Origin of the sequence: Arthrobacter silvisoli, assembly GCF_003369445.1 — a bacterium.
GTDB lineage: Bacteria > Actinomycetota > Actinomycetes > Actinomycetales > Micrococcaceae > Arthrobacter > Arthrobacter silvisoli.
The window spans coordinates 19,027-44,432 of sequence record NZ_QRCU01000015.1 but is presented as its reverse complement, the minus strand read 5'-3'; the positions used below and the strand labels follow the sequence as shown (position 1 = coordinate 44,432).

The 25,406-nt window shown below is 67.6% G+C and carries 18 protein-coding genes; 12 read left to right on the top strand and 6 right to left on the bottom strand.

Annotated features, from left to right (window positions below):
- Positions 1-72 precede the first annotated feature (72 nt).
- The 3 genes from DWV11_RS02800 to rpsA all read left to right on the top strand — a co-directional run bounded on the left by DWV11_RS02800 (position 73) and on the right by rpsA (position 4,092).
- Positions 73-1,371 carry a GNAT family N-acetyltransferase gene (locus DWV11_RS02800; protein ID WP_115787384.1) on the top strand — a complete coding sequence of 433 codons (1,299 nt, stop codon included), beginning with the start codon at positions 73-75 and terminating at the stop codon, positions 1,369-1,371.
- Between the two features lie 57 nt (positions 1,372-1,428).
- Positions 1,429-2,388: a polysaccharide deacetylase family protein gene (locus DWV11_RS02795; protein ID WP_115787383.1), complete on the top strand. Its 960-nt coding sequence runs from the start codon at positions 1,429-1,431 to the stop codon at positions 2,386-2,388.
- A 228-nt stretch (positions 2,389-2,616) separates the two neighbouring features.
- The gene (rpsA, locus tag DWV11_RS02790) at positions 2,617-4,092 is read left to right on the top strand and encodes a 30S ribosomal protein S1 (RefSeq protein ID WP_115787382.1); all 1,476 of its coding nucleotides are present in this window, start codon (positions 2,617-2,619) and stop codon (positions 4,090-4,092) included.
- Positions 4,093-4,250: 158 nt separating this feature from the next.
- Here the strand turns inward: rpsA and DWV11_RS02785 are convergent, their stop codons facing one another.
- Entirely contained in the window at positions 4,251-4,952 is a 702-nt protein-coding gene (locus DWV11_RS02785) for a YigZ family protein (protein ID WP_115787381.1), read from the bottom strand.
- A gap of 57 nt (positions 4,953-5,009) precedes the next feature.
- Here DWV11_RS02785 and coaE point away from each other — a divergent pair, with 57 nt between their 5' ends.
- The gene (gene coaE / locus DWV11_RS02780) at positions 5,010-6,218 is read left to right on the top strand and encodes a dephospho-CoA kinase (protein ID WP_115787380.1); all 1,209 of its coding nucleotides are present in this window, start codon (positions 5,010-5,012) and stop codon (positions 6,216-6,218) included.
- A 19-nt stretch (positions 6,219-6,237) separates the two neighbouring features.
- On the opposite strand, the gene DWV11_RS02775 is transcribed toward coaE, so the two are convergent.
- Positions 6,238-6,636 carry a RidA family protein gene (locus tag DWV11_RS02775; protein WP_115787379.1) on the bottom strand — a complete coding sequence of 133 codons (399 nt, stop codon included), beginning with the start codon at positions 6,634-6,636 and terminating at the stop codon, positions 6,238-6,240.
- 83 nt (positions 6,637-6,719) lie between these two features.
- Here DWV11_RS02775 and uvrB point away from each other — a divergent pair, with 83 nt between their 5' ends.
- The 3 genes from uvrB to DWV11_RS02760 all read left to right on the top strand — a co-directional run bounded on the left by uvrB (position 6,720) and on the right by DWV11_RS02760 (position 11,457).
- Positions 6,720-8,834, top strand: a complete 2,115-nt coding sequence (gene uvrB, locus DWV11_RS02770; RefSeq protein ID WP_115787378.1) for an excinuclease ABC subunit UvrB — start codon at positions 6,720-6,722, stop codon at positions 8,832-8,834.
- A 165-nt stretch (positions 8,835-8,999) separates the two neighbouring features.
- Positions 9,000-10,028 carry a TerC family protein gene (locus tag DWV11_RS02765; protein ID WP_115787377.1) on the top strand — a complete coding sequence of 343 codons (1,029 nt, stop codon included), beginning with the start codon at positions 9,000-9,002 and terminating at the stop codon, positions 10,026-10,028.
- A gap of 139 nt (positions 10,029-10,167) precedes the next feature.
- Entirely contained in the window at positions 10,168-11,457 is a 1,290-nt protein-coding gene (locus DWV11_RS02760) for an MFS transporter (protein WP_115787376.1), read from the top strand.
- 19 nt (positions 11,458-11,476) lie between these two features.
- Here DWV11_RS02760 and DWV11_RS02755 read toward each other — a convergent pair whose 3' ends face one another.
- Genes DWV11_RS02755 through DWV11_RS02740 form a run of 4 tightly spaced genes read right to left on the bottom strand, consistent with a single transcriptional unit; the run spans position 11,477 to position 17,306 of the window.
- Positions 11,477-12,838, bottom strand: a complete 1,362-nt coding sequence (locus tag DWV11_RS02755; protein ID WP_115787404.1) for an alpha/beta fold hydrolase — start codon at positions 12,836-12,838, stop codon at positions 11,477-11,479.
- Positions 12,839-12,851: 13 nt separating this feature from the next.
- Positions 12,852-13,373: a GNAT family N-acetyltransferase gene (locus DWV11_RS02750; RefSeq protein WP_115787375.1), complete on the bottom strand. Its 522-nt coding sequence runs from the start codon at positions 13,371-13,373 to the stop codon at positions 12,852-12,854.
- Positions 13,370-14,749 carry a CoA transferase gene (locus tag DWV11_RS02745; RefSeq protein WP_115787374.1) on the bottom strand — a complete coding sequence of 460 codons (1,380 nt, stop codon included), beginning with the start codon at positions 14,747-14,749 and terminating at the stop codon, positions 13,370-13,372. The genes DWV11_RS02750 and DWV11_RS02745 overlap by 4 nt, the downstream gene beginning before the upstream one ends.
- A 10-nt stretch (positions 14,750-14,759) precedes the next feature.
- A complete protein-coding gene (locus DWV11_RS02740; RefSeq protein ID WP_115787373.1) occupies positions 14,760-17,306 on the bottom strand; it encodes a DEAD/DEAH box helicase in 2,547 nt (848 codons plus the stop codon).
- Positions 17,307-17,363: 57 nt separating this feature from the next.
- Between DWV11_RS02740 and DWV11_RS02735 the strand changes: the two genes are divergently transcribed.
- From DWV11_RS02735 to uvrA, 5 genes are all read left to right on the top strand, one after another.
- Entirely contained in the window at positions 17,364-18,182 is an 819-nt protein-coding gene (locus tag DWV11_RS02735) for a trans-aconitate 2-methyltransferase (protein WP_115787372.1), read from the top strand.
- A gap of 98 nt (positions 18,183-18,280) precedes the next feature.
- The gene (locus DWV11_RS02730; protein ID WP_115787371.1) at positions 18,281-20,062 is read left to right on the top strand and encodes an ABC transporter ATP-binding protein; all 1,782 of its coding nucleotides are present in this window, start codon (positions 18,281-18,283) and stop codon (positions 20,060-20,062) included.
- Positions 20,059-21,909: an ABC transporter ATP-binding protein gene (locus DWV11_RS02725; RefSeq protein WP_115787370.1), complete on the top strand. Its 1,851-nt coding sequence runs from the start codon at positions 20,059-20,061 to the stop codon at positions 21,907-21,909. The genes DWV11_RS02730 and DWV11_RS02725 overlap by 4 nt, the downstream gene beginning before the upstream one ends.
- Complete coding sequence (locus DWV11_RS02720) at positions 21,906-22,286, top strand: GntR family transcriptional regulator (RefSeq protein WP_115787369.1); 381 nt, start codon at positions 21,906-21,908, stop codon at positions 22,284-22,286. The genes DWV11_RS02725 and DWV11_RS02720 overlap by 4 nt, the downstream gene beginning before the upstream one ends.
- 166 nt (positions 22,287-22,452) lie before the next feature.
- Positions 22,453-25,383 (top strand): excinuclease ABC subunit UvrA, encoded by a 2,931-nt coding sequence (gene uvrA, locus DWV11_RS02715; RefSeq protein ID WP_115787368.1) that lies wholly within the window; start codon positions 22,453-22,455, stop codon positions 25,381-25,383.
- Positions 25,384-25,406: the final 23 nt, after the last annotated feature.

Sequence of the window (25,406 nt, the reverse complement as noted above, 5' to 3'; positions counted from 1 at the left end):
GCAGGGAACCGCACGCAGGGCGCGCCGCCGGAATGGTGGCGCGCCCTGCTTTGTCTGATTAGTCTCGGTGGGGTGGCAGATCCCAAGGAAAACTACGTCATCGAGCGCTTCCCGTCCGCCCCCAGGGACGAACCCGGCTACCGCCGGGCACGCGACTGGATCCGCGCCGTGGGACACGGCTTCCACGACGAGCAACGCGCCGACGAACACATCGACAAGATCATCGCAATGCACCTGGCCGACGGTCGGGAGCTGGCCGGGGCGTACCTGACCGGCGGCACCCCGTCCCACGCGCTGGACGCCGAGCATCCGGTGGCTACGTTCGCCAGCTTCGAAAAGGAGCTCAATATCGGCTTCGGCCGGCAGCTGCGCACCCACCTGATCAGCGCGGTCACGGTCCGCGGAACGCACCGCCGCAAGGGCCTGCTGCGGCGGATGATGGAGGAAGACCTGGCGGCTGCGAAGGCTGCCGGGACCGCGATGGCGGCACTGACCGCTTCCGAGGCTTCGATCTACGGCCGCTTCGGCTTCGGCGTTGCCACCTTCGAACGGAGCATCAAGGTGGACACGGGTCCGAAGTTCCGGCTCCGGCATGAGGCCGTGGGCAGCGTGGAGATCGCGGACCCTTCCGTCCTCCTGGAACTCGCCCCTGGCCTGTTCGAGCTGGCACACCGCCGCACCCCGGGGTCGATCGTGCGGCAGGACTTCTACCGCAGGCACGTCTCCGGCGCCCTGGGCCGCGATGGCAATGCGGACCGGGCGGTCAAATGCGCCCTGCACTACGACGCCGACGGCGCCGTGGACGGCTACGTCTCCTACAAGTTCGCCGGCTGGGACAGCAAGCCCTACACGGTGGAGGTTCTGGACATCGTGGCAGCGGGCGACGCCGCGTACCTGGAGCTGTGGCAGTTCCTGGGCAGCATCGACCTGGTGGAGCAGGTCAGCTGGCAGGACGCGCCGGTCAACGATCCGCTGGCCTGGGCCTTGGCCGACCCACGCTGCGTCACGGATTCGGACCACCGGGACATGCTGTGGCTGCGGATCCTCAACGTCCCCGCTGCGCTCTCTGCCAGGAGCTACGCCGGCGGCGGACGCCTGGTGCTTGACGTCAGCGACGGCCTGGGCCACGCTGAAGGGCGCTGGGTCCTGGATGCCGCGGAGAGCCGGGCCACGGTGGTACCGGCGCCGCCGGGCGCTGCACCGGACCTGGTCCTCGACGTCGCGGACCTCGGCTCGATCTACCTCGGCGCGGTCAGTCCGCTCACCCTCCTGGCGGCCGGGCGGATCCAGGAGCATACGCCCGGCGCGGCGTTCCGCGCCCAGCAACTGTTCGCCGTCGAACGCCCGGCGCACTGCGCCACCCACTTCTAACCGCACAAACACCAGCACCACCTCCCGCTCCGGCGGGCCATAACAGAACAGGAATCCATGGGGGACTCCATCATCGCCGGCACCGAATCCGGGGCCGGTCACCTTGCCGCAGCCGGTCGCCGCACCGTACTGCTTGCTGCCGCCGGACTGGCGGCCGCGGCGCTCGGCGCTTGCGCCGGACCCGGACAGCGCGGCGGGGCGCCCGGACCGCAAGGGACTGCCACGCCGTCGGCTGTTTCCGTGCAGGAGGCCCCCGCGGCCTCCGCAACACATTCCGGGCTCCTTCCTGCAGGCAAGCGCCCGGCACCGCTCTCCCGGGAGGCCGTCGTCGCCCGGTACGGCGGCCGGCAGCCCGCGGAGTGGGGTATGCACGTCAGCGGGGTCGCCACGCGCAGCAGCTCCGGCAAAGCCGTTCTCACTTTCGATGCCTGCGGCGGTCCCGGGGGAGCGGACTGCGACGAGCGGCTCCTCGACACCCTCCGCAAGCTCAACGTTCCCGCCACGCTGTTCCTCAACGGGCGCTGGATCGCGGCCAACCCCGCGCGCGCTGCGGAACTCGGCGCGGACCCGCTGTTCGAACTGGCGAACCACGGCGCCCTGCACCGGCCCCTCTCCGTGGACGGGCGCCAGGCGTACGGGATTCCCGGGACGGCGAGCGTCGGCGAGGTGTACGACGAACTGATGGATGCGAAGGCGGTGGTGGAGCGGCTGAGCGGCAAGCCGTGCGTCTTCTTCCGTTCGGGAACCGCCCATTACGACGACGTCGCGGCCGCCATTGCGCGGCGGCTCGGCCAGGTGCCGGTGAACTTCAGCGTGAACGGCGACGCCGGGGCTACCTTCAGTCCCGCGCAGGTGACGGGCGAACTGGCCGGGGTGGGTGGCGGCGACATCGTGATTTCGCATTTCAACCACCCGGCCAGCGGCACCGCTGCCGGCTACGCTGCGGCGCTGCCCCGGTTGCTGGACCGGGGAGTGGTTTTCGCCCGCCTCGGCGAAGTGGCAAGGCAGCTGAAGTAGAGGTGAGGGGAGGAACCTGGCCCTGGAGGTAACAGGAGGGCCGCGGCGGCGCCCATTTTGACCCTTGTTGGCGGGTGCGACTAGAATAAACGGGCGTGTACTACGTGCACGCGATCAATACAATCCACAATTCAGGATGACCCGGCCTTGCGCTGTGTCCCGGATCCCGGAACGGGAAGCGGGCGGTTTGCCTGACCGACACACTATCCACAACGGAGCCCCTACTACATGACCATCACCTCCACCGAGAAGCCCGGTGCCCCCGTCGTCGCGATCAACGACATCGGCACCGCCGAGGACTTCCTCGCAGCAGTCGACGCCACCATCAAGTACTTCAACGACGGTGACCTCGTCGAAGGTACCGTCGTCAAGGTCGACCGCGACGAAGTTCTGCTCGACATCGGTTACAAGACCGAAGGTGTCATCCCCTCCCGCGAGCTTTCCATCAAGCACGACGTTGATCCGGGCGACGTTGTCGCCGTCGGCGATCAGGTCGAAGCCCTGGTGCTCACCAAGGAAGACAAAGAAGGCCGCCTGATCCTCTCCAAGAAGCGCGCTCAGTACGAGCGTGCTTGGGGCGACATCGAGAAGGTCAAGGAAGAAGACGGTGTTGTCACCGGTACCGTCATCGAGGTCGTCAAGGGTGGTCTTATCCTCGACATCGGCCTGCGCGGCTTCCTCCCCGCATCGCTCGTCGAGATGCGCCGCGTGCGCGACCTGGCTCCGTACATCGGTCAGCAGATCGAAGCCAAGATCATCGAGCTGGACAAGAACCGCAACAACGTTGTGCTGTCCCGCCGTGCATGGCTCGAGCAGACCCAGTCCGAGGTCCGCTCCACCTTCCTCAACAAGCTGGAAAAGGGCCAGGTCCGTCCTGGCGTCGTTTCCTCCATCGTCAACTTCGGTGCCTTCGTGGACCTGGGCGGCGTAGACGGCCTGGTTCACGTTTCCGAGCTGTCCTGGAAGCACATCGACCACCCGTCCGAGGTTGTCGAGGTCGGCCAGGAAGTCACCGTCGAGGTCCTCGAAGTGGATCTGGACCGCGAGCGTGTCTCCCTGTCGCTCAAGGCTACGCAGGAAGACCCGTGGCAGACCTTCGCCCGCACCCACGCCCTCGGCCAGGTTGTTCCGGGTAAGGTCACCAAGCTCGTTCCGTTCGGTGCGTTCGTCCGCGTCGAAGACGGCATCGAAGGCCTCGTCCACATCTCCGAGCTGGCTGTCCGCCACGTCGAACTGGCTGAGCAGGTTGTCTCTGTTGGCGACGAACTGTTCGTCAAGGTCATCGACATCGACCTCGAGCGCCGCCGCATCTCCCTCTCCCTCAAGCAGGCGAACGAGGGCGTTGACGCCGACAGCACCGAGTTCGACCCGGCTCTGTACGGCATGGCCGCAGAGTACGACGAAGAGGGCAACTACAAGTACCCCGAGGGCTTCGACCCCGAGTCCAACGAATGGCTCGAAGGCTACGAAGCACAGCGCGCCGCTTGGGAGCAGCAGTACGCTGACGCCCAGGCCCGTTGGGAAGCCCACAAGAAGCAGGTTGCACAGCACGCTGCTGACGACGCCGCTGCCGCCGCTTCCGGCGACAACGAGTCTGCTGCCACCAGCTACTCCTCCGAGCCGGCTGCTTCCGAGGCTTCCTCGGGCACCCTGGCTTCGGACGAGGCCCTCGCCGCCCTGCGCGAGAAGCTCACCGGCAACTGATTCCGCTCTCCCTGACGGGAACAGCTGAATAGCCACGAAGGCGCCCCCTCCCTTTGGAGGGGGCGCCTTCCGTTTAACGCCAACGCGGGATCATTTCAGCACACGTCCAATGCGTGGGCCCGCCGGTGGACATAGTGCTGCCATGTCCACTGCCGGCTTCACGGGGAGGACATGTCCAGCCCGGTATCGATCCATTCGGTGCCCTGCGGCAGAAGCCCGGCGCTGCCCGCCGTCAGCGCGGCAAGGCGCGCACCGGCGTCGGCGATGTCTGCAGCGTTGTCCGGCAACGCGAGCCGCAGCACGGTATTGACCGCCTCGTAGCTGCTGTCCGCCATGACGAATCCCGCCGCCCGCAGTTCGTTCTCCAGCCGGCCCGCCTGGGCGTGCGGTACGGGCACCGCACAGATCCGCAGCCGGCTCCGCCGGACCAAAGGCGCGGCGTCCAGCGCGGAGGACACCGATTCGGAATAGGCACGGACCAGGCCGCCGGCGCCGAGGAGGATGCCGCCGAAATAGCGCACGACGACGGCACTGATGTCGCTCAGGTCGCTCACTCCGGGCATGGTCTCGCGTTTGACCAGCGCCTCCAGCATCGGAATGCCGGCCGTGCCCGACGGTTCGCCGTCGTCACTGGAACGCTGGATATCACGGTCGGCACCGAGCACGAAGGCCGAGCAGTGGTGCCGTGCGTCATGGAACTCCTTGCGCAGATCCGCCACGAGGGACCGGGCCGCGTCCTCGTCCGCGGAACGGCGCAGCACGGTGATGAAGCGGGAGCGTTTGATCTCGAGTTCATGGCGGAGGTCGCCGCCGGCCGCAAGGGTGGTGTACGCCGTGGCCCGGGTCTCTTGTTCTGGCACTGACCAATTCTAAGCCGGCTGGCTGGGGCGCCCCGTGCCCGGGCTTAGGGTGGAGGGGTGTTGAAAATCGGACTCACGGGCGGGATCGCCTCCGGAAAATCCCTGGTGGCCCAACGGTTCCGCGAGCTCGGGGCTGTGCTGGTCGACGCCGACGTGATCGCCCGGGAGGTCGTCGAACCCGGCACCGAGGGACTCCGCCGGATCGTGGACGCCTTCGGCCCGGACATCCTGGACCGGGGGGGCCGGCTGGACCGTGCCCGCCTGGGCGGGATCGTGTTCGCCGACCCGGCCCGGCGTGAGGTCCTCAACGGGATCGTCCATCCGCTGGTCCGCGCGCGTGCCGCCGAACTCCTGTCTTCGGCTGATCCACGCGGCATCGTGGTCCAGGACATCCCGTTGCTCGTCGAGACCGGGCAGGGGAGCAACTTCCACCTGGTGGTGGTCGTCGATGCCCCGGAAGAACTCCGCGTCGAAAGAATGACCGGACAACGTGGTATGGCCGAGGCCGAGGCGCGGTCCCGGATCGCGGCGCAGGCCACCCGCGAGGAACGGCTGGCGGCGGCGGACGTGGTCCTGGACAACACCGGCTCGCGGGAGGAAATCGTGGCCCGGGTGGACCGCCTGTGGACGGAGCGGCTGCTGCCCTTCGCCGCGAACCTCGCCGACGGCACACGCGCGGAACGCCCAGGCAGCGCCCGGCTGCTGCCGCCCGACCCTGCTTGGCCCGCCATCGCCGAACGCCTCGCCGCGCGGATCCGGAAGGCTGCGCCGGAGTTGCTGGCCGTCGACCACATCGGCTCGACGGCGGTCCCCGGGCTGCCTGCCAAGGACGTCATTGACCTGCAGCTCACCGTTGATTCGCTCGCGACGGCGGACGGCCTTGCCCCCGCCCTGGCGGACGCCGGCTTCCCCGCGGTTCCCGGTGCGTGGCGGGACACGGCAAAGCCCGGATCCGAAGATCCGGACCTCTGGCAGAAGCGGTTCCACGCGAACGCCGACCCGGGACAGGCAGTCAATGTCCACCTCCGCGTGGCCGGCAGTCCGGGCTGGCGCTACGCCCTCCTCTTCCGGGACTGGCTGCGCTGCGACGCGGAGGCCCGGGCGGACTACGCCATGGAGAAGGAACAGTTGTCCGCGCAGTTCGCCGACGACGCCGGCACTGCCCGCTACGCCGAAGCGAAGGAACCCTGGTTCACCGGGCAGGCGCTGCCACGGATGGAAGCCTGGGCCGCAAGCAGCGGCTGGCAGCCGCCGTCGTACTCCTGACGCCGAAGCGCCCGAAGCGTCAGGGGACCACGGCGGCGATGGCGCTCACCTCGATGAGGGCGCCGGGGACGCCCAAGCCGGCCACGCGCGCCGCCGTGACCAGCGGCGGGGCGCCCTCCCGGGCAAGGTGCGGGGCGATGGCGCCGTACGCGGCGCGGAGGTCGGCGTCGACATGGAGGAGCACCGTCCATTGCACCACGTCGGCCAGGGACGCGCCGGCCGCTTCCAGGGCCAGCCGGGCATTCGTGACCGCCCTGAGCGACTGCTCGGCCACGTCATCCGAGACAATGGCGCCGGTGGCGTCGACGCCGTTCTGGCCACCCAGGTAGATGGTTGCGGCACCCGGCGGGACGACGGCGGCATGGCTGAAGGCCGGGCTGCGGACCAGCCCTTCGGGCTGCACGAAGGTGATTTCCATGGCGCCATCCTGCCACGCGGGACCCGTGAAATGCCGCCGGAACGCGGACAGTAACTGTCCGCGGGCAGGGGTAGATTTGATGCATGAGCCTCGCCCAGGAAATCAACCGAGTCGTCGCACCCTTCGAAGTCGTCAGCGAGTACCAGCCTGCCGGTGACCAGCCGGCCGCCATCGCGGAGTTGACCGAACGCATCAACAACGGTGAAAAGGACGTCGTGCTCCTTGGTGCCACCGGTACCGGCAAGAGCGCCACCACGGCCTGGCTTATCGAACAGGTCCAGCGGCCCACCCTGGTGCTGGTGCAGAACAAGACCCTCGCGGCGCAGCTGGCCAACGAATTCCGGGAACTGCTGCCCAACAACGCAGTGGAATACTTCGTTTCGTACTACGACTACTACCAGCCCGAGGCCTACGTCCCGCAGACGGACACCTTCATCGAAAAGGACTCCTCCATCAACGAGGAAGTGGAGCGCCTCCGGCATTCGGCCACCAACGCGCTGCTCACCCGGCGCGACGTCGTCGTGGTCGCCACCGTGTCCTGCATCTACGGCCTCGGCACGCCGGAAGAGTACATCGCCGGGATGGTGACCCTTCGCAAGGGTGCCGAGCTGAACCGGGACCACCTCCTCCGCAAGTTCGTGTCCATGCAGTACGCCCGCAACGACATGGACTTCCACCGTGGCACCTTCCGGGTCCGCGGCGACACCGTGGAAATCATCCCGATGTACGAGGAACTGGCGCTGCGGATCGAGTTCTTCGGCGATGAGATCGAGAACATCTACACCTTGCACCCGGTCACGGGGGAGGTCATCCGGGAAGAGACCGAGATGTACGTCTTCCCGGCATCCCACTACGTCGCGGGTCCGGAACGGATGAGCCGGGCCATCAAGGGCATCGAAGACGAACTGGCCGAGCGCCTCAAGGTGCTGGAGGGCCAGAACAAGCTGGTCGAGGCCCAGCGGCTGCGCATGCGCACCACGTACGACCTCGAGATGATGCAGCAGATGGGTTTCTGCAACGGCATTGAGAACTACTCACGGCACATCGACGGCCGCGGTTCAGGCACCGCACCGCACTGCCTGTTGGACTATTTCCCGGACGACTTCCTGCTGGTCATCGACGAATCGCACGTGACCGTCCCGCAGATCGGCGCCATGTATGAGGGGGACATGTCCCGCAAGCGCACCCTGGTGGACCATGGGTTCCGCTTGCCATCAGCCATGGACAACCGGCCGTTGAAATGGGACGAGTTCCTGGAACGCATCGGCCAGACCGTCTACCTGTCGGCGACCCCCGGCAAGTACGAGCTTGGCAAGGCGGACGGCTTCGTGCAGCAGATCATCCGTCCCACCGGCCTGATCGACCCCGAAGTGGTCGTCAAGCCCACCAAGGGCCAGATCGACGACCTCCTCGGCGAGATCCGCACCCGCGTGGACCGGGACGAACGCGTCCTGGTCACCACCCTCACCAAACGCATGGCCGAGGACCTCACTGACTACCTGCTCGGCCACGGCGTGAAGGTCCAGTACCTGCATTCCGACGTCGACACCCTGCGCCGCGTGGAACTGCTGCGGGAACTGCGGCTGGGTGTATTCGACGTCCTGGTCGGCATCAACCTGCTCCGCGAAGGCCTGGACCTCCCGGAAGTCTCCCTCGTAAGCATCCTGGACGCAGACAAGGAAGGCTTCCTGCGTTCGTCCACGTCCCTCATCCAGACCATCGGCCGTGCGGCACGTAACGTGTCCGGCCAGGTGCATATGTATGCGGACCGGATCACCGATTCCATGGCCCACGCCATCGAGGAAACCAACCGGCGCCGCGACATCCAGGTGAAGTTCAACACCGAAAACGGCATCGACCCCCAGCCGCTGCGCAAGAAGATCGCAGACATCACCGACCAGCTGGCCCGGGAAGACGCCGACACCGATGCCTTGCTGGGAAGCTTCGACTACGGCAAGGGCAAGCGCGGCATCGCTTCGTCGGCCAAAGCCGGGGCCAGGAAGGGCGCAGCCACCGTGCGCAGCGACGGCCTCGCTGCGGCCCCGGCGGAGGACCTCGTGGGACTCATCGCACAACTTACTGAGCAGATGCATTCGGCCGCCGCCGAACTGCAGTTCGAAATCGCCGCCCGGCTGCGTGATGAGGTCGGTGAACTGAAGCGGGAGCTGCGTCAAATGCAGTCCGCCGGGCACGCCTAGGGTAAGGTTGTGGTCACGTAGGGGAGTATCCCGAGCGCTACGTCCGTCAACACGCCAGGCACAGATGCCTCGCCGGACGCAGCGGGCCGCCGAATCTGCACTAAGTGCCCAGGCAGGCCGGAGAGACTTACACCGCTTCGACGTACCCTGCGAAAGGCATTTTTCATGCAGCTTCCCCTGTGGTTTGAGGTCGGCTCGTTTGTCGTCCTCGGAATCATCCTGCTCGTCGACCTCCTGCTGGTGGTCAAGCGCCCGCACGAACCTTCCATGAAGGAAGCGGGCCTCTGGGTGGGCTTCTACGTCGCCCTTGCCCTGGCCTTCGCCGGCGCCATCTTTGCCTTTGACGGCGTTGAGCACGGCAGCCAGTTCATTGCCGGCTGGGTCACCGAATACAGCCTGAGCATCGACAACCTGTTCGTCTTCATCATCATCATGGCCCGCTTCGCCGTGCCCCGGAAATACCAGCAGGAAGTGCTGATGGTGGGCATCATCATCGCCCTGATCCTGCGCGGGATCTTCATCGCGCTCGGCGCGGTGGTCATCGAGCAGTTCAGCTGGGTGTTCTACATCTTCGGCGCCTTCCTGCTCTGGACGGCCTGGAAGCAGGCCAAGGACGACGGCCATGACGAGGAAGAAGGCTCCGAGAACCCGCTGGTGGGCCGGCTCCGCAAGGTCCTGCCGATGTCCGAGAAGTTCGACGGCGGCAAGCTCCGCACCACGGTCGATGGCAAGAAGGTCTTCACGCCGATGCTGATCGTCTTCGTGACCATCGGCATGACCGACCTGCTGTTCGCCGTCGACTCCATTCCGGCGATCTTCGGCCTCACCCAGAGCGCCTTCATCGTGTTCACGGCCAACATTTTCGCCCTCATGGGCCTGCGCCAGCTCTACTTCCTGCTGGGCGGCCTCATGAACCGGCTGGTCTACCTCAAGCACGCACTTTCGGTCATCCTGGCCTTCATCGGCGTGAAGCTGGTGCTGCACGCGATGCACGTCAACGAACTGCCGTTCATCAACGGCGGCCACCACATCGAATGGGCCCCTGAGATCCCCACCTTCGTATCCCTGGCAGTCATCATCGGCACCATCATCATCGCGGTGGTGGCCAGCCTGCTCAGCCCGGCGGCCAAGCAGTCCAAGCTGGACGCCCGCCTCGAAGAGGACTCCCGCAAGAGCCTCAGCGACGTCGACTAATACAGCGACGTCGACTGACGCCGTCAGGCGCCTTGTCCGGAACCCCGGTCACCATGTGACCGGGGTTCTGGCGTATCCGGGAGCCGTCCGGGCGATGCGGGGATATGCTCGGGTGGTGGCATTGACTCCGACTGAAACCATGGATCCCATAGCAGTCCAGCGCCGTTCCGTCGCCCTCCTGAGCGCAGCGCAGCTGCTCAGCGGCATCGGCAACGGCGCCACCCTCTCCATCGGCTCCCTGCTGGCGGTGCAGCTCAGCGGTTCGGAAGCCTGGGCCGGTTCGGTGACCACAGTCCTGACCCTCGCCGCGGCCGTCGCGGCCCTTCCGCTGGCAGGACTGGCCGAACGCCGCGGCCGCCGCATCGGACTCGTCACCGGGCTTCTCGCGGCGATGGTCGGTGCGCTCCTCGTCATCGTGTCGGCCACCGCCGGCAGTTTCCCGCTGCTCCTGTTGGGCGGCGCCCTCCTCGGACTCGGATCGGCGGCGAACCTGCAGGCCCGTTTCGCCGCCGTCGACCTCGCTGATCCGGCGCGCCGCGGCCGCGACCTGTCCACCGTAGTCTGGTCCATCACTATCGGCGCCGTCGCCGGACCCAACCTGATCCAGCCGGGTGCCGCCGTCGGTGAAGCCCTCGGGCTCCCGGCCAGCGCAGGGCCGTTCATCTTCTCGGTGGCGGGGCTCCTGCTGGCGGCGGTCCTGCTCCTCACGGGGTTGCGCCCGGACCCGCTGCTGCTCGCCCGCCGCCTGAGCGGATCAGAGCCCGACGGCGGCCGGCCCGGTCCGCGCCGCCGTTCCCTCGCACTGGGACTCAAAGCGGTCCGGTCCTCGCCGATGTCCCTCCTCGCCCTCGCCTCCATCGTGTCTGCGCACGGCATCATGGTCAGCGTCATGTCCATGACGCCGCTGCACCTGCAGCAGCTCGTCGAAGGGCCGATCACCGGACACGGTGGCCACACCATGGGGACCGACGCACTGACCATCATCGGCTTCACGATTTCGCTGCACATCGCCGGCATGTTCGCGCTCTCGCCCCTGATGGGCTGGCTGACGGACAAGGCCGGGCGGCTTCCCACCATCGGCCTGGGCTATGTGCTGCTGATCGCCGCCGCGTGCGTGGCGGGCTTCGGGCAGCATGAGCCGGCAGCGGTGACCGCGGGCCTCGTGCTTCTGGGCATGGGCTGGTCCGCCGCCACGATCGCCGGGTCAACCCTGCTGGCCGAGAGCGTGCCGCAGGAGGAACGCGTCACCGTGCAGGGCGTCTCGGACACGCTCATGGGCGCAGCGGGCGCGGTGGGCGGCGGCTTCTCCGGGCTGCTCCTGGCTTGGCTTGGCTACCAGGGACTGAACATGGCCGCGCTGGTCCTCGCCGCCGCCGTCATCGGCGCTCTCCTGCTGCGGATGTTCCGGACGGAAGCGGACACGGCCTAGAAGGCTTCAGGAATCTGCGTCAGCCGCGGACTGTTCTTTCGGAGCGGACTGTGGTCTCCGCGCGGACCATGCCAAGCAGGCGCCGGAAGATGCCTTCGCCGTCTTCACCGATGCCGTCGTGGTGGAAGTCGGCGGTGGTCCAGGCCTGCAGGCCACGGACTGCCGCGGCGGTCTCCATCGACAAGTCGAAATCGACATAGATGTCGTCCCGGTAGACGGCAGCGGCAACCGGAACGGTGTTGGCAGCCAGCTGTTCCAGGTCGTACAGGGGTGCCCAGTCCGGCTTCGCGGCGAGCAGCTCGGCCACCTCGCGCAGCGGCTGCAGGGCGGGGTCCTGCTCGAAGTACCAGGGGTAGACCATTTCGCCGGTGAGCAAGGGTGCGTCAGCATCGGGACGGAAGTCCGGGAATTCCCCGAGCACCCGCCAGGCAGCCCAGTCCGTGGCCTGGCCCTGGCCGTAAATCGATTCGTGCAGCACGGCGTACAAGGGGTTGGCTGCCCGTGACACCTGGGCGCGCACCTGCTCCAGGAAGGCATCGGAGAGCCGTTCACCGTCCGGGGTGGCCACAAAGGCGTCTTCGAGGAGGTAGTGCAGGGCGTCCACGCGCGTGTTGCCGCCCAGGAAGGAGCCGACCATCTGGAAACGCTCGGGAGTGAGCCGGCTGCCGTCGGGAAGCAGTTCCTCGTGCAACTCGAGGTGGCGGGCGATCCGGGTGACCCGTTCACGGTCCTCCGGGTACCAGGCGAAGTATTCGGCGTTGCGTGCTGCGACCCGTTCGAAAGTGGCCCGGTAGACCCGCTCCGCCGGGCCTTGGAGTGGTGCCAGGCCGCCGGTGATGAGGACTTCCTTCAGTCCGGCGGGGGCGAAGGACAGGTAGCTCAGGGCGCAGAAGCCGCCGAAGCTCTGGCCCAGCACGGTCCACGGGGCCGCTCCCAGGGCGGCCCGGATCAGCTCGGCGTCGGCCACGATCGAGTCGGCCCGGAAGAAGGCCAGGTAGCCGGCCTGTTCTTCCGCGCTGCCACGCAGCGGCAGCGTGTTGCGGTCCACGGGGCTGGACAGGCCGGAGCCCCGCTGGTCCAGCATCAGGATCCGGAACTCGCGGGCGGCCGCCTTCATCCACCCGGATAGGGAGGTGACCCGGTTGCCGCGGCCGCCGGGGCCGCCCTGCAGAAACAGCAGCCAGGGCAGCGCGGCGGCCTCGGCATCGGTGTGGTCCGCGGAGACGTATTCCCGCGCGAAGACCGTGATCTCGGCGTCGCCGGGGTGTGCGTGGTCCAGCGGCACTGTGAAGAAGTGCTCCACCGTGCGGACGCCACGGAATGCGTGGCGGGCTCCAACGGTGTGGCCTGCGGTCGCGGCCGCCGGGTTCCCGGCGGCCAGGGCGGCAAATGCCTCAGCCACGGGCCAGGCTTTCGCCGAGGGATACCGCACCGGGGCCGACCGCACCGAAAGAGGCCAGCGCGTCGCCGGTGAGCCGGAAGGTGGTCCACTCGTCCATGGGCGCGGCGCCCAAGCTCTTGTAGAACGCAATGGAGGGTTCGTTCCAGTCGAGCACGCTCCATTCCACCCGGGCGTAGCCGTTCTCGACGGCGGTGGCGGCCAGATGCTGCAGCAGCGCCTTGCCGTGGCCCTCGCCGCGGGCCTCGGGCGTGACGTAGAGGTCCTCGAGGTAGATGCCGTGCACGCCCTCCCAGGTGGAGTAGTTCAGGAACCACAGGGCGAAGCCGCGGACCTCGCCGTCGTCGTTCTCGGCGATGTTCGCATACACCCGCGGGTTGCCGCCGAACAGCGCCCCGTGCAGCATCTCCGGGGTGTTCTTCACGGCGTCCGGCTCTTTTTCGTACACTGCCAGTTCGTGGATCATCTGCAGGATTACGGGGACATCGGCGGGGGTTGCGGAACGGATCACACTCATGGCTCCGAGCTTACCTGCCATCCCAGAGCGGATGATCCGTAGGGGGCCGGCGGGCGCCTGTATTTCAAGGGGACGCCGTCGGCGAGCAAGGGCGGGCCCACGTGGCGGAGGCTGCCGTACGGGCTGTCCATAGCGGAAAGGGCGGGATCAGGGGCGGATCCGCTGCCCTGGCTGTCAAGCAGCGTGGCCGGGAGGGCGAAGAGTTCTTCGGCCGTCCGGGCGAGGGATAGCCTGGCGCTGCCACCTGCTCTGGTGCCGTGCCGCTCGGCCAGAAGGGCGAGGACAGCGGCGGCCACCCCGTAGCCAGTGGCGTGGTCCAGGGCCTGGACCGGCAGCGCGCCCGGGCGGAAACCGTCGTCGTTTGTGCCGTACGCCACTGCGATCCCGGAGGCTGCCTGCACTAGGCTGTCGAAACCACGCCGTCCACTCCATGGCCCCTCGGAACCCCACGCGTCCAGGGTGCCCACCACCAGGCCGGGCCACCGCTCCCGCAGCGATTCCGGGTCCAGGCCGAAGCGCTCCAAGGCGCCGCCCCGGTAACCGCTGATGAACACGTCGGCGGAAGCGATCAGTTCCTCAACCCTGCCAAGCACGCCCGGGGCCGCCAGGTCCGCCTCGGCACTGCGCTTGTCGAAACCAGTGTCGATGAAGGCATCAGCCAGCTCCGGCAGGGCGGGCGGGTCGATGCGCAGCACGTCCGCTCCCAGAGCTCCAAGCAAGCGGGTGGCCACAGGACCGGCGATGACGCGCGTCAGGTCCAGCACCCTGAGGCCGGCCAGCGGGAGGACACCACCGGGAGCAGGGATCCAAGTGTGGCCGCGGACCCGGGAAGGAACTGAGGCGGTGAAGGAAATCCATGGTCCGGACGCGACGGCGGCACGCATGGCTGTCGAGGTCCATGCGTCGCGCGTCCGCACAACGGCCGCTGCGCCGTGGTGCGAGGTGATGAGTGCCTCGGCGTCGTCTGCGGTGACGCGGGAAAGCGCTATGTCAACGTCTCCGGGTGTGGAGACGTTGAGGGCCCGCATGAGGCGTTCGGCGTGGTGCGGGTAGTTGGCATGGAGCCGAATCCAGCCGTCGGCGGTGCGGCGGAACCCCGATATCGGGGCAAACCCTTCAGCGTGGCGCCCGTCGATTCGGAGATGCCCCAAGGAATCGAAGGCGGCTGCTACCCGGGTGGAGCTGGCGGAGTACCTGCCGGACTCCGTCAGTGCGTTGAGGGCCGTGGCAGTCGCCTGGACGGCGCCCATGGCGAGGCCTTCCACGTCCAGCGCGCCGGACCACCATTGCCTGGGCCCGCTGCACTGCGCACGGACGGCGCTGCGCAAGGCGTCCAGCACCCGCAGGCTGCTGGCCAGGTCCGGCACGGCCTCCACGCGTCGCCGCCTACAGCCTGTTTACATCGGTCACCGTCACCACGGCGGTTCCGCTTTCATCCGACGCCGCCAAGTCCACTTCGGCCGAGATTCCCCAGTCGTGGTTTCCTGCGGGATCGTCGAAGATCTGCCGGACGCGCCAGATCCCGGGCTCTTCGGTGATGATCAGCAGGCCGGGGCCGCGGGCGTCGGGCCCGTCGCCGATGTCATCGTGCTCGTCGAAATAGTCATCCAATGCCTCTTCCCAGCGGGGCGCATCCCAGCCGCTGCCTCCGTCGAGCTCTCCCAAGGCTGCCGAATCCTCCGCCGCGAACAGTTCCACCCGCCGGAACATCTCGTTCCGGACCATCACCCGGAACGCCCGGATGTTGGAGGTCAGGGCCGGCGGCGGGGGCGGGGGAGCGTCGTGCGGTGTGGGTGCAGCGCCGGAGGTGAGTTCCTCCCATTCGTCCAGCAGGGACGAATCCACCTGCCGTACGAGCTCGCCGAGCCAGGCGATGAGGTCTTCCAAGTCGTCCCGGAGGGCGTCCTGCGGGACGGTCTGGCGCAGCGCCCGGAAGCCGTCCGCGAGATAGCGCAGCACGATGCCCTCGGAGCGCGCCAGGCCGTAGAACTGGACGAATTCGCCGAAGTTCATGGCGCGCTCGTACATGTCCCGGATCACCGACTTGGGGGTCAGCTCGAAGTCGCCCACCCAAGGGGCCGCCCGCCTGTACACCTCGAACGCATCGCCGAGGATCCCGGCCAGTGGCTTCGGATAGCTGACCGACTCCAGCATGGCCATGCGCTGTTCGTATTCGATGCCGTCCGCCTTCATGGCGGCCACAGCTTCGCCGCGGGCCTTCTTCTCCTGCGCGGAGAGGATCTGGCGCGGCTTCTCGAGGGTCGCCTCGATCACGGAAACCACGTCAAGGGCGTACGACGGCGACTCCGGGTCGAGCAGTTCCAGTGCCGCAAGCGCGAACGGCGAGAGCGGCTGGTTGAGGGCGAAGTTCGGCTGCAGGTGGACCGTCAATCGCAGGGAGCGGCCTTCCTGCTCCTGTTCGTCCACCGGTACGCGTTCCACGACGCCGGCGGCAAGCAGCTCGCGGCAGATGCCCAGGGCCTTCTTCATCAGCTTCAGCTGCGCCGGCCGGGCTTCATGATTCTCGCTCAGCAGGCGGCGCGCCGCCACGAACGGATCCCCTGGCCGTTCCATGAAGTTCAGGACCATCGCGTGGGTGATGGTGAAACTGGAGGACAGGGGATCGGGCACCGACTCCACCAGCTTGTTGAAGGTGGGCTGGCCCCAGGAGACGAAACCCTCGGGCGGACGCTTCTTGACCACCTGGCGCAGCTTCTTCTGGTCGTTGCCGAATTTTGCGGTGGCCTTGGCCATTGCCTTGGCGTTTTCCACCACGTGTTCCGGTGCCTGGACCACCACGGTGCCGGCGGTGTCGTAGCCCGCGCGGCCGGCCCGCCCGGCGATCTGGTGGAACTCACGGGAGTTAAGCAGCCGGGTGCGGACGCCGTCGTACTTGCTCAGCGCGGTGAGCAGCACCGTGCGGATCGGCACGTTGATCCCGACGCCAAGCGTGTCGGTGCCGCAGATGACCTTCAGCAGTCCGGCCTGGGCAAGCTGTTCCACCAGGCGGCGGTACTTGGGCAGCATGCCGGCATGGTGGACGCCGATGCCGTGCCGCACCAGGCGGTTGAGCGTCTTGCCGAAACCGGCGGCGAATCGGAAACCGGCGATCAGTTCGGCGATCCGGTCCTTCTCCTCGCGCGTGCACATGTTGATGCTCATCAAGTTCTGCGCGCGTTCGATCGCTTCCACCTGGCTGAAGTGCACCACGTAGACCGGGACCTGCCTGGTTTCCAGCAGTTCCTCCAGGGTCTCGTGGACCGGAGTCTCCTGGTAGTAGTAGTGCAGCGGAATGGGCCGTTCGGCGGAACTGACGGTCGCCGTCGGGCGGCCGGTGAGATCGGTGAGCCCGGTCTCGAAACGGCTCACATCGCCCAGAGTCGCGGACATCAGCAGGAACTGGGCCTGCGGCAGTTCGAGCAGCGGCACCTGCCAGGCCCAGCCGCGCTGCGGGTCGGCATAGAAATGGAACTCGTCCATGATCACGGCGGTCAGGTCGGCCGCCGCGCCCTCGCGCAGTGCGATGTTGGCCAGGATTTCGGCGGTGCAGCAGATGATCGGCGCGTCCTGGTTGACGCCCGAATCGCCCGTGATCATGCCGACGTTCTCCGCGCCGAAGATGTCGCACAGGGCGAAGAACTTCTCTGACACCAGGGCTTTGATGGGGGCGGTGTAGTAGCTGCGGCCACCGCGGGCCATCGCCGTGAAATGTGCGGCGATGGCGACGTGCGACTTCCCCGAACCTGTGGGGGTGGCGAGGATGACGTTGCCGCCGCCGGCCAGCTCCATGATGGCCTCGTCCTGCGCAGGGTAGAGCTGGAGCCCGCGGCCCTCGGTCCATTCAACGAAGCGGGTGTAGATATCGTCCGGGTCGGGGGATCCGCCGTCCGGGCCGCCGAGTGACATGCCGGAGAGCTGCTCAAGAAGTTTCATTGCCTCCAGCTTAGTGTGGAGCCAGATACCTACGAGGAGACGGCTGTGGCACAGGCGATGACATGGGATCCCGGCAGATACGTGCAGTTCGGGGACTACCGCGACAGGCCGTTCTTCGACCTGACCGCCCGGATCGTCGCGGACTCGCCCCGGCAGGTGGTGGACCTCGGCTGCGGCCCGGGAAACCTGACGGCGACCCTGGCGGACCGCTGGCCGGGGGCCAGTGTCCTGGGCCTCGACTCCTCGCCCGAGATGCTGCGGCGTGCCGCCCGGCAGGTGGAAGGGCACCCCGGCCTTGCCTTCGACGCCGCCGATATCAAGGACTGGATGCCCGGCCGCGAGTGCGACGTCGTAGTTAGCAATGCAGCCCTGCAATGGGTTCCAGCGCACCTGGATCTGCTGCCCCGCTGGCTGGATGCCCTGCCGGCGGGGGCCTGGTTCGCGCTGCAGGTCCCCGGCAACTTCGGGGCACCCTCGCACACGCTGATGCGGGAACTCGCGGCGTCTCCGGATTGGTCGGAGCAGTTGGAGGGCGTGCTGCGCCATGACGACGCCGTGGGCGGGCCGGCGGACTATCTCGCCGTGATGCTCGACGCAGGGTGGAAGGCCGACGCCTGGGAGAGCAGTTACCAGCAGTTGCTGCCGGGGCGGGATCCCGTGCTCGAATGGGTCCGTGGAACGGGCCTGCGACCGGTGCTGGCTGCCTTGTCCACGGAGGACGCGGCTCGTTTCGAGGAGCAATACGCGGCGCTGCTGCGCGAGGCCTACCCCGCAACCCGGCACGGCACGGTGTTCCCCTTCCGGCGCATCTTCGCGGTAGGGCACAAGGCCGGAGGTTACCCGGCTGGCGCCCTGCCGGAAGGCGCGCCCGCTTAAGCCGCCCTGGTTGTGATCTGCACTACAATGGCATTCGCGACAGTGGGGGCTGCATTCGTTTGGCGGCCGTAGCCTCCCGGACATGGAACGGAGGCCGGATGCTCGCAGCTCTCGTACTGCGGCGCCTTGCCCCGTACCGGCTGCACGTCGCAGCCATCGCGTTCCTCCAACTGCTCCAGGTCGGCGCTACCCTCCTGCTTCCCACGCTGAACGCCGAGATCGTCGACGACGGCCTGCTCGCCGGCAACAGCTCCGTGGTGCTGGAACTCGGCGGACGGATGCTGGCCCTGGCCTTCGTCCAGGTGCTGGCGGCAGTATCCGCCGGATACCTCGGAGCCGTCGTCGCGATGAAGATCGGGCGGCGCCTGCGGCAGGAACTCTTCGAGAAGATCCATGCCCTGCCCGCCCAGGAAGCGGAACGCTTCGGACCGGCCAGCCTGGTGGTCCGCACCACCAACGACATCCTTCAGGTCCAGACCGCGGTGATCCTCGTGTTCAGCATGCTCGTCGCCGCCCCGGTCATGGGCGTCGGCGGGGTGCTGCTGGCGGTGGCACAGGACGGTACCCTCGCGTGGCTGGTCTTCGCCATCATTCCGCTGCTGATGCTGATCATGCTCCGGATCGTCCACAAACTGGTCCCGCTGTACCGGCAAGGACAGGGGCTCGTGGACCGCATCAACACCGTGATCCGGGAGCAGATCATGGGCGTCATGGTGATCCGCACTTTCGTCCGGCGCCCGTACGAGAAGGAACGCTTCGCCGCCGCCAACGGCGCGCTCACGGCCAACAACCTGCGTTCGGCGCGGATCGTGGCGGTGATGCTCCCGCTGGTGATGACCGTGGTGAACCTGTCTTCGGTGGCAGTAGTGTGGCTGGGCGGACTCCGGATTGTCAGCGGCGCGATGGAACTGGGCGCTTTGACCGCCTTCACTGCCTACATCATGCAGATCCTGCTCGCGATCATGATGGCCATGTACGTTCTCTCCGCCGCGCCCCGGGCAGAGGTCAGCGCTGAACGGATCAGCGAAATCCTCACCAGCCCTGACGAACGGCAAACGGACAGCGCGAACCAGGTAACGCCCGCCCCGCCACCGGCCTGGCACGGCAGGCACTCGTCGACGCCGGCCCATGGACCGTCCAAGGCGGTCCTGCGCTTCGAGAACGTCTCCTTCGCCTTCCCCGGAGCCGAGGCCCGGGTGCTGGAGGGCATCAGTTTCGGGGCGCCGCCGGGCACGACGACGGCCATCATCGGCTCCACGGGCAGCGGGAAATCCACCCTCCTGCGGCTGGTGCCGAGGCTGCTCGAAGCGAGCGGCGGCAGCATCACCATCGGCGGCGAGGATACGCACGGGATTCCGCTGGACACGCTGCGGCGCGGCATCGCCGCCGTGCCGCAGCGGAACTGGCTCTTCGACGGAAGCGTCGCGGACAACCTCCGGATCGCCCTCCCCACGGCGAGCGACACGCAACTGTGGGAGGCGCTCGACACGGCGCAGGCGGCGTCGTTCGTTTCCGCCCTCCCGGACGGCCTCAATACGGTCCTCGCCCAAGGTGGCGGGCTCTCCGGCGGGCAGAAGCAGCGGTTGTGCCTCGCCCGTGCCCTCCTGCGGCCGGCGTCCATCCACCTTTTCGACGACAGCTTCTCCGCCCTCGACGCCCTTACCGAAACCCGGATCCTCGCGGCGCTGAGGCCGCGACTGGCCACCTCCGTGGTGCTCATGGTGGCCCAACGGGTGCGCAGCGTGGAAACCGCGGACCGGATCCTTGTACTCGATAACGGCAAAATTGTCGGCAACGGCACCCATGCGGGGCTGTTGGCCGAGTCGGAGCACTACCGGGAATTCGTTGCCTCCCAGCTCGACACGGCGGAAGAGCCATGAGCCGGCCGGCGCCGGCGGGGGAGGCCACCGGCCCCAAGCGACCGCTTCGCGGGCGTGCGCTGTTCCGCCTGATCGAAATGTTGGATCCGTCCCGGGCCGCGATGACCGGTGCCTTGCTGTGCATCGCCTGCTTCGTGGTCCTCAACGTCTCCGCGCCGAAGATCCTCGGCGACGCCACTGACGTCGTCGCCGAAGCGGTGCTGGGGGGTGGCTTCAATGCGGCCCGCTTCGCCGCCCTGCTGGTCCCCGTGGCTGTAATCTATGTCGTCGCGTCGGTGTTGAGCTGGGCGCAGGGGACGCTGACCGCAAGCGCCGTCCAAGGGCTCGCATACCGGCTCCGGCAGGCCGTCGAAGACAAGCTGCACCGCATCCCTGTGGCCGATTACGACAGCCGCAGCCGTGGTGACGTGCTGAGCCGGGCGAGCAACGACCTCGACAACGTGGCCCAGCTCCTCAACCAGCTGCTGGGCCAGCTGATCACCTCCCTGCTGATGGCCTTTGCCTCGCTGTGCATGATGCTGCTGATTTCGCCGTTGCTGGCGCTGGTGGCGCTCCTCACCGTTCCCGTCTCGGCCCTGCTGTCGTATATGGTGAGCGGGCCTGCCCGGAACTACTTCGCGCGGCAATGGGCGGCCACCGGAGAGGTCAACTCGATCGTGGAAGAAACTGCCTCCGGCCACGAGACCATCAAGCTGTTCGGCGCCCGGGGCCTCATGGCGGACCGTTTCGCGACCCGGAACAGCACCCTGTATAACGCCAGCGCGCGCGCCCAGTTCCTTTCCGGGCTGGTGCAGCCGCTCATGGCCTTCGTCTCCAACGCCAGCTACGTAGGGGTGGCCCTGGTGGGCGGGCTGCAGTTTCTCGCCGGGGCCATGACGATCGGTGGCATCCAGGCCTTCATCCAGTTCAACCGCCTGTTCAGCCAGCCGCTCGGACAGATCGGCGGAATGGTCCAGGCGCTCCAATCCTGCTCGGCGTCCGCCGCCCGGATCTTCGAACTGCTCGACGCGGCCGAACTCCCGGCCGAGGCGGTGTCCCTGCCGGACGCGGCCTCTGCGAACGGCCGCCGCGGTGCCGTCGCCTTCGAGCACATCTCCTTTCGCTACCGCCCCGACACGCCGGTCCTGGAAGACCTCTCCTTCACGGTGGATCCGGGCCAGACGGTCGCGATCGTGGGTCACACCGGCGCAGGCAAGACCACCCTGGTGAACCTGCTCATGCGCTTCCATGAGCCCGACGCCGGCCGGATCACCGTGGACGGCGTGGACATCACGCAGATGCCCCGGGACGCACTTCGTCAGCACTTCGGCGTCGTCCTGCAGGAACCCTGGATCTTCACCGGGACCATTCGGGAAAACATCGCCTACGGCGACCCCTCCGCCAGCGACGCGGACATCGTCGCCGCCGCCGAGGCGAGCCACGTGGACCACTTCGTCCGTTCGCTCCCCGACGGCTATGCCACCATGCTCAGCAACGGCGGCGAGCCCCTCAGCCAGGGTCAGCGGCAGCTGCTCAGCATTGCCCGTGCCCGGCTGTCGGGGCGGCCCGTCCTGGTCCTGGACGAGGCCACCAGTTGGGTGGACACCCGCACCGAGGTGCTGATCCGGCACGCCATGCACCGGCTCCGGAGCAACCGGACGTCCTTCGTGATCGCACACCGCTTGTCCACGATCAGGGACGCTGATCTAATTCTGGTCATGGACCACGGACGGATTGTCGAGCACGGAACGCACCAGACCCTGCTGGCCCGGGGTGGCCATTACGCCCTGCTGCACAAGGCCCAGTTCGCCGGGAGCGACGAACCGGACACGCCGCTCGACGGCGTCGGTACCGGGACGCCGCGATGAGTGCCCAGGCGGTGTTTCCGGGGGAGTGGCGGCCCAGCCAGACGAGTTCGGTGCCGCTTTTCGAGCAGCTCCGCCTGCGCATCATCGACCTTGCGGACAGCGGCACCCTCCCTGTCGGCAGCCGGCTGCCGGCGGTGCGGAAGCTGGCCGAGCAGCTGGACGTCGCCCCGCACACGGTGGCCCGCTCCTACAAGGAGCTCGAGGCCGCCGGTGTCGTCGCCACCCGCGGCAGGAACGGAACTGTGGTCTGCGCCCGCGACGAACGGTACAGCGTGCTGGCCGCGGTGGCTGCCGAATACGCCGCCGCAGCCCGGGCCCAGGGCGCGAGTTTCGCCGAGGCAGTCCAGCTTCTCGCGGCCGCCTACGACGAAACGTAGCGCGCAGGTCCCCTCCCAACGCCCGCAAGCGCGCGGCGGGGGCCGTCGGGACGACGCTTAGGCGCCCCGCCGCGGTGCGGGCCGCCGTCCGACCCTGGCAGGGAGTACTTCCGGGGTGGGCAACGGCACATGGAAATTCGAAGAAGTTTTCGATTAGCATTAGTGGGTGCCCAAAGCCGTAGCTGAAGACTCCGCCGTCGAAACCCTCAAGAGCGTTCCCCCCGCCCCCGTGCAGCCTGCCGGACATGACCTGTCCCGGCTCGTCGTCAAGGGCGCGCGGGAGCACAACCTCCGCAACGTCGACCTCGACCTGCCCCGTGACGCCATGATCGTGTTCACCGGCCTGTCCGGGTCCGGCAAGTCGTCCCTGGCTTTCGACACCATCTTCGCCGAGGGACAACGCCGCTACGTGGAATCCCTCTCGGCCTATGCCCGGCAGTTCCTTGGCCAGGTGGACAAGCCGGACGTCGACTTCATCGAGGGCCTCTCCCCGGCAGTGTCCATCGACCAGAAGTCCACCAGCAAAAACCCGCGCTCCACGGTGGGCACCATCACCGAGATCTACGACTACATGCGCCTGCTGTGGGCCCGCGTCGGCCGCCCGCACTGTCCCGTGTGCCACGAGCCGATCACCCGCCAGACTCCGCAGCAGATTGTCGACCAGCTCCTCGAGCTCGACGCCGGAACCCGCTTCCAGGTCCTGGCGCCGGTGGTCCGCGGACGCAAGGGCGAGTTCGTGGAGCTCTTCAAGGAACTCACCGCCAAGGGCTACGCCCGCGCCCGGGTGGACGGTGAACTCATCCAGTTGAGCGACCCGCCGAAGCTCGGCAAGCAGTTCAAGCACACCATCGAAGTGGTCGTGGACCGCCTCGTGGTCAAGGAAGGCATCAGCCAGCGCCTCACCGACTCCATCGAAACGGCGCTGTCCCTCGCCGAAGGCCGCGTGCTCGCCGAGTTCGTGGACCTGGACCAGGAGGACCCCCACCGCATCCGGGCGTTCTCGGAGAACTTGGCGTGCCCCAACGAGCACCCCTTGGCCATCGACGAGATCGAGCCGCGCTCCTTCTCCTTCAACAACCCCTTCGGCGCCTGCCCTGCCTGCACCGGCATCGGCACCAAGCTTGAGGTGGACGAGGAACTGGTGGTCCCCAACCCCGAGCTTTCGCTCAACGAGGGCGCCATCGCCCCGTGGTCCCTGGGCACCGCCACCACGGAATACTGGAACCGGCTGCTCGAAGGCCTGGCCATGGAGCTCGGCTTCTCCATGGACACCGCGTGGGAGAAACTGCCCGCCGACGTCCGCCGCACCGTGCTGCACGGCAAGGACCACAAGGTCGTCGTCCAGTACCGCAACCGCTTCGGCCGGGAACGCAAGTACAGCACCGGGTTCGAGGGCGCCATCCAATACGTGCACCGCAAGCACGGCGAAACCGATTCGGACTGGGCGCGCGACCGCTACGAAGAGTACATGCGCCAGATCCCCTGCCCGGAATGCAACGGCGCCCGGCTGAATCCGGCCTCCCTCTCCGTGCTGATCAACGGCAAGTCGATCGCAGAAGTCGCTGCGCTGCCCATGCGCGAATGCGCCGCGTTCCTGGGCAACCTCACCCTGACCGGACGTGAAGCCCAGATCGCGCACCAGGTTCTCAAGGAGATCCAGGCGCGCCTGACCTTCCTCCTGGACGTCGGCCTCGAATACCTGAACCTCGAACGCCCCTCCGGGACCCTGTCCGGCGGCGAAGCCCAGCGCATCCGCCTGGCCACCCAGATCGGTTCGGGCCTGGTGGGCGTGCTGTATGTGCTGGACGAGCCCTCGATCGGCCTGCACCAGAAGGACAACCGCAGGCTGATCGAAACCCTCACCCGGCTGCGCGACCTCGGCAACACCCTGATCGTGGTGGAGCATGACGAAGACACCATCCACGAAGCCGACTGGGTGGTGGACATCGGACCCGGCGCCGGCGAGCACGGCGGCCAGGTGGTGCATTCCGGCCCCTACCGGGAACTCCTGGAAAACCGCGGCTCGCTCACCGGCGACTACCTGTCCGGCCGGCGCAGCATCGAGCTCCCGGCCAAGCGGCGCAAGTACGACAAGAAGCGCGAGCTGAAGGTCATCGGCGCCCGCGAGAACAACCTCAACAACGTGGACGCCACCTTCCCGCTCGGCCTGCTCACCGCCGTGACCGGCGTCAGCGGATCCGGCAAGTCCACCCTGGTCAACGAGATCCTGTACAAGGTGCTGGCGAACAAGCTCAATGGCGCCAAGCAGGTGGCGGGGCGCCACCGTTCCGTGCAGGGGCTGGAGCACCTCGACAAGGTGGTGCACGTGGACCAGAGCCCCATCGGTCGCACCCCGCGCTCGAACCCGGCTACCTACACGGGCGTGTTCGACAACATCCGCAAGCTCTTCGCCGAGACCACCGAGGCCAAGGTCCGCGGCTACCAGCCCGGCCGCTTCTCCTTCAACGTCAAGGGCGGGCGCTGCGAAGCCTGCTCGGGTGACGGCACCCTGAAGATCGAGATGAACTTCCTTCCGGACGTGTACGTCCCGTGCGAGGTCTGCCACGGTGCGCGCTACAACCGCGAAACCCTGGAAGTCCATTACAAGGGCAAAACGATCGCTGATGTACTGAACATGCCGATCGAAGAAGGCGCGGAGTTCTTCGCCGCGTTCACCCCGATCGCCCGGCACCTGAACACCCTGGTCGACGTCGGCCTGGGCTATGTGCGCCTCGGCCAGCCGGCCACCACCCTGTCCGGCGGCGAAGCCCAGCGCGTGAAGCTCGCTTCGGAACTGCAGAAGCGCTCCAACGGCCGGAGCATCTACGTCCTGGACGAACCCACCACCGGCCTGCATTTCGAGGACATCCGCAAGCTTCTCCTGGTGCTCCAGGGCCTGGTGGACAAGGGGAACACGGTGATCACCATCGAGCACAACCTGGACGTCATCAAGTCCGCCGACTGGATCGTGGACCTTGGTCCCAACGGTGGTTCCGGCGGCGGGCGCATCGTGGCCACGGGCACTCCCGAGCAGGTCGCCAAGTCTCCGGACAGCCACACAGGCACCTTCCTCGCGGAGATCCTGGGCCGGGCGTAGGCTCTCCGGCCGGGGACCCCCAG